The organism is Gluconobacter kondonii (assembly GCF_002723995.1).
Lineage (GTDB): Bacteria > Pseudomonadota > Alphaproteobacteria > Acetobacterales > Acetobacteraceae > Gluconobacter > Gluconobacter kondonii.
This window is the reverse complement of sequence record NZ_BEWP01000001.1, coordinates 12,524-25,398: the sequence shown is the minus strand read 5'-3', so window position 1 is coordinate 25,398 and position 12,875 is coordinate 12,524. Positions and strand designations below refer to the sequence as shown.

General features: G+C 57.9%; 9 protein-coding genes and 2 pseudogenes. 6 read left to right on the top strand and 5 right to left on the bottom strand.

The genetic code is table 11. The features are described 5' to 3' along the window. Nucleotides 1-11 precede the first annotated feature (11 nt). The gene (locus GKO01_RS00105; protein ID WP_099285525.1) at nt 12-956 is read left to right on the top strand and encodes a ribokinase; all 945 of its coding nucleotides are present in this window, start codon (nt 12-14) and stop codon (nt 954-956) included. A gap of 9 nt (nt 957-965) precedes the next feature. On the opposite strand, the gene GKO01_RS00100 is transcribed toward GKO01_RS00105, so the two are convergent. Next, nucleotides 966-1,382, bottom strand: coding sequence for an RcnB family protein (locus GKO01_RS00100; protein ID WP_099284989.1), 417 nt, complete (start codon nt 1,380-1,382; stop codon nt 966-968). A gap of 226 nt (nt 1,383-1,608) precedes the next feature. Between GKO01_RS00100 and GKO01_RS00095 the strand changes: the two are divergent. The 5 genes and pseudogenes from GKO01_RS00095 (at nt 1,609) to GKO01_RS00075 (ending at nt 7,042) form a co-directional block, all read left to right on the top strand. After that, nucleotides 1,609-2,395: pseudogene (locus GKO01_RS00095) on the top strand (DeoR/GlpR family DNA-binding transcription regulator). A gap of 118 nt (nt 2,396-2,513) precedes the next feature. Continuing rightward, on the top strand, nt 2,514-4,085 hold the full coding sequence (gene glpD / locus GKO01_RS00090) for a glycerol-3-phosphate dehydrogenase (RefSeq protein WP_099284986.1): 1,572 nt from the start codon (nt 2,514-2,516) through the stop codon (nt 4,083-4,085). 36 nt (nt 4,086-4,121) lie between these two features. After that, complete coding sequence (locus GKO01_RS00085) at nt 4,122-5,018, top strand: MIP/aquaporin family protein (protein ID WP_099284983.1); 897 nt, start codon at nt 4,122-4,124, stop codon at nt 5,016-5,018. A gap of 43 nt (nt 5,019-5,061) precedes the next feature. Further along, on the top strand, nt 5,062-6,600 hold the full coding sequence (gene glpK, locus GKO01_RS00080) for a glycerol kinase GlpK (protein WP_099285524.1): 1,539 nt from the start codon (nt 5,062-5,064) through the stop codon (nt 6,598-6,600). Between the two features lie 187 nt (nt 6,601-6,787). Further along, nucleotides 6,788-7,042, top strand: a complete 255-nt coding sequence (locus GKO01_RS00075) for a hypothetical protein (protein WP_062027483.1) — start codon at nt 6,788-6,790, stop codon at nt 7,040-7,042. 80 nt (nt 7,043-7,122) lie between these two features. Here the strand turns inward: GKO01_RS00075 and GKO01_RS00070 are convergent, their stop codons facing one another. The 4 genes and pseudogenes from GKO01_RS00070 to GKO01_RS00055 all read right to left on the bottom strand — a co-directional run bounded on the left by GKO01_RS00070 (nt 7,123) and on the right by GKO01_RS00055 (nt 12,724). Beyond that, a complete protein-coding gene (locus GKO01_RS00070; RefSeq protein WP_099284981.1) occupies nt 7,123-8,439 on the bottom strand; it encodes a c-type cytochrome in 1,317 nt (438 codons plus the stop codon). Next, nucleotides 8,432-10,011, bottom strand: a pseudogene (locus GKO01_RS00065) (GMC family oxidoreductase). Before GKO01_RS00065 ends, GKO01_RS00070 begins: the two are co-directional and overlap by 8 nt. Nucleotides 10,012-10,031: 20 nt before the next feature. Further along, nucleotides 10,032-10,649 carry a sorbitol dehydrogenase family protein gene (locus tag GKO01_RS00060; RefSeq protein ID WP_099284978.1) on the bottom strand — a complete coding sequence of 206 codons (618 nt, stop codon included), beginning with the start codon at nt 10,647-10,649 and terminating at the stop codon, nt 10,032-10,034. 428 nt (nt 10,650-11,077) lie between these two features. Then, nucleotides 11,078-12,724: a lactate permease LctP family transporter gene (locus tag GKO01_RS00055; RefSeq protein WP_099284975.1), complete on the bottom strand. Its 1,647-nt coding sequence runs from the start codon at nt 12,722-12,724 to the stop codon at nt 11,078-11,080. Between the last annotated feature and the right edge of the window lie 151 nt (nt 12,725-12,875).

Sequence of the window (12,875 nt, the reverse complement as noted above, 5' to 3'; positions counted from 1 at the left end):
GCCTGATGGACATGACTTTGCGGACGCCTCTGATCCTTTCCTTCGGCAGTATCAATATTGATCTGACAGCCCGCAGCCAGCGGCTTCCTCGACCTGGCGAAACTGTTCACGCCGACAGTTATGCGATCGGGTTGGGCGGGAAGGGCAGCAATCAGGCGGCTGCCGCTGCAAGGTTGGCACGATCGTTCAACGTGGATGTCGCACTCGCGGGGCGTGTGGGGCGCGATGCGTTCGGGGCGCAGGCGCGGGCCAGTCTTGAGGGATTCGGTGTGGATCTGTCGCCGCTGCGGGATGATCCCGAGCACCCGACCGGTATTGCCTTGATCGGGATCGACGCTTCGGCGGAGAACTGCATCACCGTCGCCGGAGGTGCGAATATGGCGGTGGATGGAACGGATGTTGTGGCTGCATCGCCTTGGCTGGACAGGGCGAAGGTCCTTCTGCTCCAGCTTGAAATCCCACAGACAGTCGTTCTGGCTGCCGCGCGTCAGACAAAGCGGGCGGGAGGGTTGGTCGTACTCGATCCGGCTCCTGCGCCCGAGTATGGTCTCCTCGACGCTTTATGGAGCGAGATCGACATTCTGACACCCAATGAAAGCGAGACTTTTAGTCTCACTGGCATCCGTCCCGCGACTGTTGAAGAGGCAAAAACGGCCGCAGAAGCTCTGCTGGCGAAAGGTGTTCGCGCCGTTCTGGTCAAAATGGGAGCGAAAGGCGTGTTCTGGCACGATGGAACGTCATCAGGGCACATCCCGCCATTTCAGGTAACTCCGATCGATACTGTAGCCGCCGGAGACTGTTTTAATGCAGGACTTGCCGTTGCGCTGGCCCGTGGAGAAAAACTGCCGGAAGCAGCCCGGATCGCCTCAGCCTGTGGGGCTTTGGCGACGACCCGTCGTGGCGCCGCAGACGCCGCACCGGAATGGAGGGAGGTCGCGGCGCTTCTTCAGCAGTAGATCACTCCTTCAGCGTGGCCCCGGTCCATATCCCGGAGGGGGTGGTGGGGGCGGTCCCGGAGGTTGCGCCGCAATGTTGGCACCCACGACCCCCGCAATTAGGCCAGTCGCCAAAGCTGTCAGCAGGAACTGGTTTCCAGAACGCGTCCAGTAATAACCGGGTGGGGGAGCATACAGGCCACGATAGCTGCGCCAGTTATTGACGGCCCAGCGATTGCCACGGGGGCCGTCATAACGGTCTCCACGACGCCACACTCGGTCAGGCCCACCGCGCCGGCCGCCGCCGCGATAATCGCCATTTCGTCCCGGGCCACCATGCCATCCGGGCCCACCCTGAGGGCCGGAATTCCGCGGATCGGCGGAAGCGAGCGGCGCTGAGGCAAGGAGGCAGCCTGCCATCAATCCTGCAAATAATCTTGTCTTCATAACTCACCTTCAGGCCCGACCGTTCTGTTTCGGGCACTTACTGTCTCAGGTAAATCCTCTGACATGGCCGGAATATGGCTTTTAGGGCTCGATCTGTAACGGTCTGTGGGGCTTCGAGGTTGCTTTGTCGTTTCAAAAATGACCGCTCTTGCGGTGGCACGGGCTTCTCGTGAGCGAGAATGTGCGCTTATGTTCGTTTTCTTACATTTCGCGCCCGGATTCCATCATGCCTCACGATCCACCTTCCACCAGCCCAAGACAGGACCAGATCGTGCGTCTGGTTCGCAGTCAGGGCTACATGGCCAATGAGGAGATGGCGCAGCATTTCAGCGTTGCGGTTCAGACCATTCGCCGGGATGTGACCCATCTTGCGGAACTTGGTCTGCTGTGCCGCCATCACGGGGGCGCAACGCCAGTCTCCACGGTTGAAAATCTGGATTATGACGCGCGCCAGATCCTCAATTCCTCTGCCAAGGATGCGATCGGACGTTATGCGGCGGCCCTGATCCCCGATCGGTCGTCTCTATTCATCAACATCGGCACCACAACGGAGGCCTTTGCACGATCCCTGACAGGCCACAGGGATCTGCGGATTGTGACGAACAACCTGCATGTGGCCTCGCTTGTCTCTGGACGGGCGGATTTTCATACCATCATTGCGGGCGGCCAGTTACGTCCGCAGGACGGTGCTATTCTCGGTGCTACGGCCATCGAAACCCTGTCCTCGTTCCGCACGGAATTCGGCGTGATCGGGATCAGCGGGATTGAGGAAGATGGCACTTTGCTGGATTTCGATCTGGAGGAAATCCAGTGCGCACGGACAATTATCCGGAACTCGCGCCGTGTTCTGCTGTTGGCCGATCATACGAAGTTCACGCGTCACCCGCTGGGTAGGGGTAGGGGATCTGCGGGATATCGATGACCTGATCACGGACCGTCCGGTCTCCGACTCCTTTCAGCGGCTTCTGGATACTGCGGGTGTCACGCTGCATGTGGCTGAAAATAACGAATAACGCAGCGTCTTCTAACACTATTGCGTTACGAATCACATAAACCCCTTTCTTTATCGCTCAACATGCTCCAAAACGAACATCGACCGCTCGTTTTGGAGCGTGATGACAGGAGATTATGATGTCATCGATTCATGAAGTTTCATCTGCGGCCAATCCGTCTGCGCCCTACGACCTTCTGGTTGTGGGCGGCGGGATTAATGGCTGCGGAATTGCGAGAGATGCCGCAGGCAGGGGGGCGAGTGTGCTTCTCGTCGAGCAGGATGATCTTGCAAGCCATACGTCGTCCGCCAGCACCAAGCTCATTCACGGCGGTCTGCGCTATCTTGAATATTACGAGTTCCGGCTGGTCCGTGAGGCCCTGATGGAGCGTGAGCGTCTGCTGAAGATCGCACCGCACATCATCTGGCCGATGCGCTTCGTTCTGCCGCACTCTAAAATGCTGCGTCCGGCATGGCTGCTGCGTACGGGGCTGTTCCTGTACGACCATCTTTGCCCAAACATGACGCTTCCCAAAACGAAGGCGCTGAACCTGCGGTCTGCTCCGGCGGGCAAGCCGCTGCGTTCGGAGTATGTGCGCGGTTTCGAGTATTCGGATGGCTGGGTACAGGACAGTCGGCTCGTGGTTCTCAATGCCATGGATGCCGTGCGTGTGGGGGCGAACGTCCAGACACGCACACGTCTCGTCAAAGCCGTCCGTGGTCCGCAGGTCTGGACAGCTACGCTCGAAAATACCCAGACGGGCGAGCAGCGCACGGTTCAGGCCAAGGCCCTCGTAAACGCTGCCGGTCCTTGGGTGGCCGAACTGCTTCAGGACCGCCTGAACGTGCCAAGCCGCAACAAGGTGCGACTGGTCAAGGGCAGCCACATCGTAGTTCCGCGCGTCTTTGAGGGTTCGCAAGCCTATATCTTTCAGAACCCGGACAAGCGGATCGTCTTCGCCATTCCCTATGAGCAGGATTTCACCCTGATCGGCACCACGGATGTTCCGTGGGAGAAGGATCCGGGGAAGGTCGATATTTCGCCTGAGGAAATCAGCTATCTGTGCGAGAGCGTAAACCGCTATTTCACAAAAACCGTCAGCCCCGATGATGTCGTCTGGACCTACGCTGGCGTACGTCCGCTCTATGACGACAATTCGGGCAATGCCTCGGCCGTGACGCGTGATTACGTGTTGGATGTGGACGCGACAGCCGCGCCGATCCTGTCCGTTTTCGGTGGAAAGATCACGACGTTCCGCAAGCTGGCCGAACATGCCGTCGAGAAGCTCGCGCCGCATCTTCCCGTCCTGCATAAGCCGGGCTGGACGGATGGCACCCCGCTTCCCGGCGGAGAGTTCGCGCCGAAGGATTTCGACGCGCAGCTTCGTCGCTTCCGTGGATACGCACCGCATCTTTCCGAGCGCAGTTCGTGGCGCCTGGTGCGCAATTATGGGCTCCGGGCTTATGAAATCGCCACTGCCGATGCGGAAGGCATGGGTCAGATGTTCGGCGACACGCTCAGCGCACGGGAAGTGGACTATCTCATCGACAACGAATGGGCCCGCACCGCCGAGGACATCCTGTGGCGTCGCTCACGGCTTGGTCTGTTCGTCAACGATTCCGATCGTGCGGCCCTTCAGACCTATGTCGAGGAACGCCTGCCAGCCTCTGTTTCCAATCCCGATCCGGTCGCGCGCCAGAACGTCGCCTGACCATTTTTGCTTCATTTTTCATGGCGGATATCAGTCATGTCAGAAAACAGACGTTACCTTGGTGAGCTCCTCGCGGAGTTTTTCGCAGTCGCAATCATCATTCTCTTTGGAGACGGCGTTGCGGCCATGTACTCGCTCTACGATCCCAGTCCGTACAAAACGGCTTACTGGGGCGTGTGTATCGTCTGGGGTCTGGGTGTGACGGTGGCGATTTATGCCACCGGCGCGATCAGCGGAACGCATGCAAATCCGGCTGTCACGCTGTCACTCGCCATGTTCCGCGGCTTTTCGTGGAAAAAAGTGCTTCCGTACATTAGCGCTCAAGTTCTGGGCGGTTTTGCCGGTGCGGCGGTGATTTACTCGCTTTATGTGCCGGTTATCGACCATTTCAATCTGGCGCATAACCTGACGCGCGCTGTCGACGGTGGTGCATCGGGTGTATTCTTCACCCATCCCGGTGATTTCGTCACGGTGTCGCATGCGTTCTGGGACGAACTGGTTCTGACGGCTGTGTTGGTTTTCGGGATTTTCGCGATTACCTGTCAGTACAATACGCAGGCTCCGCAGGCCAATTCGAGCGCGTTGATCATCGGTCTGCTGGTGGCAATCATCGGCGCGTCCTGTGGCTATCTGGACGCTTGGGCGATCAACCCGGCCCGTGACTTCGGCCCGCGCCTGTTTTGCTTCTTTGCGGGCTGGGGACAGAGCGCGCTGCCGGCACCGGGCAACTACTTCTGGGTGCCCATCGTTGCTCCCCTGATCGGTGGTCCGATCGGTGCTGCCATTTACCAGTTCGGCCTGCGTCCGTTCATGCCGCGCTATCTGGAACAGACGGTCATCGTGGCCCCCGAGGGGATCAATCCCGCCGAACCGGTTCTGGTCGTGTCCAATCCTGGTGATCCTGCTTTCCCGGTCGTCAACAGAGTGTCCTGAAAATCAGTCTGAAATTTTTTGAACCTTTATTGGAGTGTCCATCATGAACAAGAAAGACTGCATCCTCGCCATCGATCAGGGCACGACTTCGACCCGCAGCATCGTTTTTGGAAAGGATGCGCAGGCGCTGGCCATCTCCCGTCGTGAGTTTCCGCAGCATTATCCCGAACCCGGCTGGGTGGAGCATGATGTCGAGGACATCTGGCGCGATGTGCTCGCCACGGCGCGGGAGACCATCGACGAAGTGGGTGGGCCGGAGCGGATTGCGGCTCTGGGCATTACCAACCAGCGCGAAACCATCGTGATCTGGGATCGCGAGACGGGCCGCCCCATCCATCGTGGGCTCGTCTGGCAGGATCGCCGGACGGCCCATGAATGCAGCCTCCTGCGTCAGCAGGGCAAGGAAGCCGTCGTCCGTGACAAGACCGGACTTCTGCTGGACCCGTATTTTTCGGCCAGCAAGATCGCGTGGCTTCTCGATCATGTTCCTGACGCGCGCCGCCGTGCGGAAGCTGGGGAACTCGCAGCAGGAACGATCGAGTGTTTCCTGCTGTGGCGCCTGACGGGCGGGCGTAAGCACGCGACCGACATTACCAATGCCTGCCGCACGTCTCTGTTCAACATCCATACCCAGCAGTGGGATGATGAACTTCTGGTGCTTTTCAACGTGCCGCGCGCCCTTCTGCCGGAAGTCTGCGACAACAGCAGCGATTTCGGGGAAACGGAAGCCAAGCTGTTTGGCGAGAAGATTGCTATTGGCGGCATGGCAGGTGACCAGCACGCTGCTGTCATCGGGCAGGCCTGCTTCCATGAAGGCATGGCCAAGGCGACGTACGGTACGGGCTGCTTCATGCTGCTCAACACCGGCGAAAAGCCCATCATGTCCAACAATCGCCTGCTGACGACGATCGCTTATCGCATTGGCGGCAAGACCTTCTACGCGCTGGAAGGCTCCATTTTCGTGGCTGGCGCGGGCATCAAGTGGCTGCGTGATGGCCTGCAACTGATCACGCATGCCTCCCAGACCGACGACATGGCAACCCGTATCCCCGACAGCCACGGTGTGTATATGGTTCCGGCCTTCGTGGGCCTTGGCGCTCCGCACTGGGACCCTGATGCGCGCGGCCTGATCTGCGGCCTGACGCTCGGTTCTACGCAGGCGCATATCGCACGCGCCATGCTGGAATCCGTGGCCTATCAGACCTATGACCTGATCCGCGCCATGCGTGAAGACGGTGCCATGCGTACGAGCATCCTGCGTATTGATGGTGGCATGGCGGTCAATGATTGGTTTGCCCAGTTCCTGTCCTCGATGCTCAAGGCCGAGGTTGAGCGTCCGGTTAATATCGAGACCACGGCTCTTGGGGCAGCCTTCCTCGCCGGATTGCAGGTTGGGTTGTGGAAGAGTCTGGACGAAGTTGCGGCGACCTGGAAGCAGGAGCGTGTTTTCGCACCGAAGATGGACCCGGCACAGCGTCGCATCATGATCGATGGCTGGCATGATGCCGTCCGTCGCACGCTGACGCCTCCTGCTGCGGCCGCGCCTGCGACAGTCGCTGCAGTCTCCAGTCAGGCTGCTTGAGCGGTCAATAACTTCTGAAAACCGGCGCCCCATAAAGGCGCCGGTTTTTTTCAATAGCTCTGCTTCATCGAGTTGAGGCTTTGATCCTGCCGAACTTGGCAGTATCCTTCCCCACCGCCCGGCAGCATGAGAACCACGAGTGGCGTGCTTTTCCCATGCTCTGCCGACGAACAGGAAGTATGCCCTCATGAGCGTTGCGCCGCAGTCCAGGTCGTTTTTTCAGCAACTGCGCGAGATCAACGGCGATCGTGGATTTTTTGCCAATCTGGCCTGCCTTTTCTCGGTGATCTGCATGATGGGTCTGAGCAATCTTCTCAGTCAGTCGCTGCTGCATCAGAACATGAACTGGCTTCTCAAACCGCTCATGGTCGTGATCGCGCTCTATTTCTTCGTGCCGTATTTCCTGCTGCGCCTGACAAAGCGCCCTTCCAGCGAAGGCTGACCCGCAGTTTTTCGATAAAAAAAAGGGAGGTGGATCTGGTCCATCTCCCCTTTTTTATCGTTGCCCGTGACTGGTGGCGCTCAGTGCGGAGTGTGGTCCTTGCGAACCTTTGTGACCTGATCCGCGGTCACGGTATAGGTGCCGCTGCCGAAGGTCTTACTGACATAGTTCACAAGACTCGCGACTTCCGCATCGTCCAGACGCTGCACATCCGAAGTACTGCCAAAAGCGGGCATGCTCGCATGACCGTCCGCCGTTTTGCGGTTCACGCCCGTCAGGATCGTCATGATCAGATTGTCCGGACGGCCCGCACCGACGACGGAGTTTTTATAGAGCGACGGCGCATACTGATCGACGGTCCCCGCACCGTTCTGTCCATGACAAGCGGCACAGTTGGCATCGAACAGGTTTTCCGGAGATTTCTGCGACAGGTTGTCAATCCGGGTCAGTTCGCCTGACCGCAGGTCGGGAATGTCGTTCGCCTTGCCAAAACCGTCACGAGGCTGAGTGTCGGACGCATCGTCGATCGCCTTGACCTGAAGGACGAACGCCGCCAGTGCATGCAGATCTGCATCCGTCAGATGGCTCGTGCTGTGTTCGACAGCTTCCCCCATCGGTCCGGCCGCCTGACTTCTGCCCTTGACCCGACCAGTGTGCAGATACTGGACGAGATCGTCTTCGCTCCAGTCACCGATCCCGCCTGTTTTGCTGGGGGTGATGTTCGGTGCGTACCAGCCGGACAATGGGCTGCCCGCCAGGTATTGATCCGACTTCTCCATCAGCATGACGTTGCGCGGCGTGTGGCAGGTTCCGCAATGTTCGAGCGCAATGGCCAGATACCGGCCACGCCGCATCTTGTCATAACTCGCAGAATCGCCAGTTTCCTGCGTCTCGGTCCCCGCCAGCATGTTCCAGCCTGAGAGTGTCAGGCGGATATTGCTCGGAAAGCTGAGTTGCGTGGCGGGCGGCGTCTGCGCGACAGGTTTGACGCCGTTCATGAACCACACATAAAGCGCGTGAACATCCTGATCCGTCAGGGCCGCATAGGAAACATACGGCATGACCGGGTAGAGGTTTGCGCCATCACGGCGCTTGCCTTTGCGGAGGGCCTGCTCGAAATCATGTTCCGAGTATTTGCCGATCCCATGATCGGCATCGGGCGTGATGTTCGTGGAAATGATGTCGCCCATGGGCGTTGCAATCTTCAGCCCTCCCGCGAACGGTATACCGCCCGGCTTGGTGTGGCAGGCGATGCAGTCCGCAGCCGTAGCGAGATAGGCGCCACGGTTCATGACATCCTGATCCACATCCGCCGCCCGCGCAGCGAAAGAAGACAGTCCAGCCAGAACCGTTCCACCAACAAGAAAAGACCAGAAAACGGTTTTGAAATCAGGCATGGAGCAGTTCTTTTTTCAGCGTATCGGTAACACGAAGCGCAAGGGCTGCGACAGTAAGGGTGATGTTCCCGGTCCCGACCGTGGAGAACACGGACGAACTCGCGATGAACAGGTTCTCGTGGTCATGCGTCCGGCAATGGCCGTCCACCACGGAGTCCTTGGGGTCTACGCCCATGATGGTGCTGCCCGAAGGGTGATCCTGCGGGAAATAGCCCGGCGTCCATTGCTCATCCGTGCCATGCATCAGGCCGATGAGATCCTTGAACAGTCCGCGCGTATGCTCGCAACTGCGGACCGTGTAATCCGGCAGCTTGTAATAGACATCCGGATGCGGAATGCCGAGCGCATCCTTATGTGTCTTGCTGAGCGTCAGGCGGTTGTCCGGATCGGGCAGGGCCTCGTTATGGCTGAACAGACGGACGGTGTGAGAGGCCAGATAGCGGATCTGATCTTCCAGATCCTTGCCGACATACCCCTTTGAAATTGCAAGCTGCGTTGCGAAATCGACCTGATTGTCATCAACCATGTGCACGAGATACGCGCCACGATCGCCACGCCAGTCGCCATCGCGGAAATTGTCGATCACGTTGGTCTCAAGCGGGCCACGTCCCGGCCAAAGGGCCTTGTCGCCGCTGATGAACGTCACCTGCACGCCGGTATGATCCATCATGTTCCGGCCGACATGGCCCGAACTGTTGGCAATACCATTGGGGCTCTGTTCGTCTGCCGAAACCAGAAGTAACTTGGCCGTCTCGATGCAATGCGCCGCGATAACGAAATACTTGCCTGTGACACGGTGCGATCCCTTGTCCGGATCGTAATAGTGAACCGCCGTCACCTTCTTGTTCGCGCTGTCACGCTCGATTTTATAAACGACCGCATTGGGTACGAATTTCGCCCCGGCAGTCTCGGCGTGATAGACGGAATAGCCGCCGTTATACATCGCCCCGATCGGGCAGATCGGCATGCAGTTGTTGTGCCCCTCGCAGGTCGGGCGACCATCATAAGGCCGTGTATTGCGGGCCTGTGGCTCATGCACGACGCGATACGGTGTCTTTTCCGTGATAAGCTTGCGGAACTGCTGGGCCGCATAGGAAATCGGCAGCGCTTCCATGGGGTAGGGCTGCTGACGAGGGGAGCCCAGATCCTCGACCTTCGGATCAGGGCCGCACACGCCCATCATGACTTCGGCCTGATAATAAAACGGCTCGAGATCGTCGTATTTCAGGGCCCAGTCACGGCCCTGCCCATAGCGGGTCTTAAGCTCGAAATCCGACGGCAGATAACGCCACGCACATCCGGCCCAGTGCCAGGTGGTGCCACCCATCATCCGCAGATAGACCTGCTGATACGCTTCCGCGTTCGGGCCGCTCGTATGCAGATACTGGTTCGGCGTCATCTGGTTGGGCGGATGCACGGCCCAGGGCGTGGACGGGAAGGGGCCCTGGTAGGACTGCTTGTTTTCCAGATTGCGGAAATGCCCGCACGCGCCAGTTCGTTCGCAATGGAACTGCCAGCCACACGGGACCCGACGATCACGACATCGGCGGAGAGATTCTGATCAGAAGACATAAGAGATGCTGTTCCTGCTCTCAGGTAGGTTCCACGTCGAACTTGGACGGCGACAGCGCAGGTGCACCGGTCGGCTTGTCGACTTCAGGGGGCTGCGTCGTCCAGTAGAACGGGCCGCCCGCGGCGTAGGTCTTGGGGTAGATCGCGTCCTTGGTGACGTCGAACATTAGGGCGGAGCGATAGACCACGACCTTGCCGTCCGCGACGCCGCGATACCAGCCGGTCATGATGTCATGAATGACGTCCTTAAACGCCGGATCGGCCTGTTCGGCGGCTTTGGCGAAGGCTGAGGCGTTTTCGTAATTCCCGCTTTCCAGAAGCGTCGCCAGCTTTGAAAGCTGGGCTTTACGCTCCGGGGCGGACTGGAGATTGCGCTCGTACAGTGCCTTTCCGATCCGGGGATCAAGAGAGGCGCGATCGGTCAGGCGCGTTGACACCTTCATGAAGCGCTCAAGTTCCGGATCGGCGCCAGTCGCAGGCTCTGCGGTCACGACATTTCCAACCGCCAGAACGCCCACGCCCGCCATGCCCGTCATCAGCGTATCGCGACGCGACATCCGCGTCAGCGGGTTCAGGCGCATGGCATTGGGGGAAGACGTATGGAGGTCAACAAGAGGGCAGTGACGATCTTTCGTCATGTAGGATCACTCTTCGCATACACTCGAGACGGATGACATGACCGTGATCAGTGTCACCTTACAGAGGTCCGAAACCTACAGACGTCACGTGATTATGCAACCGTGGAGAGCTGATTATCGGTAAATAATCCCATGAAAAATAAAGTTTTCGGACGGTGTGTCAAAAGTATATAAAGCGAAAACAATCGTTATCTTATTATGGTTACCGAAAAATTCTTGAAGAATTTGACGATGCTATATTGTCAGGAAGCTTCGATGGAACGCGAGTAGTTGTCGGGATATTCGTGCAATAAAGTTTGTTATTATTAAGAATGCTGCTCAATTCGTTTTGGGGGGCTTGTACGGGAATTCTGTTCAGGCCCTGAAAAGAAAACGGGCGCAGAAATGTTCCTGCGCCCGGTTATGTCCGCTCTCAGATCAACGCAGGGTCAGGTTCCTACCCCCATGAAAACCAGTGCTGTCGTGATGAGCCCAACCAGAACGGCCAGAATGATGCTGCATTTCAGTGTAAAATGAAGCAGTTCGCCCTCGCGCCCGACCAGCCCGACGGCCGCCGACGCCACAGCGATGGATTGCGGAGAAATCATCTTTCCAACCGCGCCGCCGACAGTATTTGCGGCAACCAGAAGCTCCCCGCTCACTCCGATCTGCCGTCCGGTTGCCGCCTGAAGTCCGCCGAACAGCGCGTTGGAAGACGTATCGGAGCCTGTGAGGAACACCCCGAGCCAGCCCAGCAGCGGTGCGAAGAACGTGAAAGCGCCCTTGGTCATGGCGAGCACCAGAGCCAGCGTGGTGGAAAGGCCGGAGTAGTTTGCAAGAAACGCAAAAGCCAGCACCATGCCGATGGCGTAAATGGGAATACGCAGTTCACGCAAAGTGTCGCGGAATGTCGCGAGGGCGTCTGTGGGGCGCATTTTCAGGAATAAAACAGTCATCACACCGGCCAGCAGAATGGCTGTTCCGACAGAGGAAATGAAATCCAGCTTGAAGATTGCGGTGTAGGGGGTCGGGCTGGGAACGATTGGAGCCGTTTTCAGAACAAGGTTATGCAACCCCGGAAACTGGATGACGAGAACCGTCCAGTTCAGCGGACCACCAGCGGCAAACAGCGCCTTGAAGGGCTTGATGCTCCAGATGGCGACGAAGGCCGTGAGAATGATGAACGGAGACCAGGCCCGCATGATCTGCGATGACGTGTAAGACACGTTGTCAATCACGGCATCTGCGGGTGTATCGCCGGTGTCGAAACGGAAAACCCGGCTTGGCTTCCAGAACCGCAGAAAGACCGGGATGGCAACCATTGTCACCAGCGGTGCAATGATATCAGGAAGTTCCGGCCCGATCAGCAGGGCCGTTAGCGACTGTGTGAGGGCAAAAACAACACCGGTAAAGAGAATGACAGGCCATGTCTCACGAATGCCGCGCACCCCGTCCACAACAGCGACCAGCCAGAACGGAATGATGATGCCAATCAGGATCAACTGCATGACGACAAGCCGACCGACGGCATAAGGCTCGGCCCCGATCACCTGTGCGCCAACGATCACGGGAATGCCCATGGCGCCGAATGCGCCGGGGGCCGCATTGGCGATCAGGCACAGTCCTGCGGCATAGATCGGCGGAAATCCAAGCCCGACGAGCAGCGCGGTTGTAATGGCTACAGGCGCCCCAAAACCGGCGGCTCCTTCCAGAAAAGCCCCAAAAGCAAACGCGACCAGAAGAAGCTGGATGCGCTGATCTTTCGAGACTGTGGAAATGGAATGACGGATAATGTCGAACTGACCCGTCCGGACGGAAATCTTGTACAGAAAGACCGCACCGATGATGATCCAGGAAATTGGCCATAATCCATAAGCAAAGCCATACAGACCGGCGGCGAAAGCCGTGAACACGGGCATCCCGTAAAACAGCACGGCCAGTGCGAAAGTAATTCCCACAGTAATGGTGCAGGCGATATGGCCCTTCATATGCAGATAAAGAAGGGCGAAGAAGAAAAACAGGATTGGAATAAGAGCGATTGCTCCAGAAATCCAGATGTTCCCTATTGGATCGTAAACCTGTGCCCAGGATGACATTCTGGAGACTCCAATGTAGAAACTGAGTGACATTAAGAAAAATATATCTTTTTCTTGTCTTTGTGAGTGGATCGTATTTTTTGCAAACAATAATGGCAATGATGTTATTTTGAATGTTATGGTAAATTTTATGGCATACTGTTTTTGATAG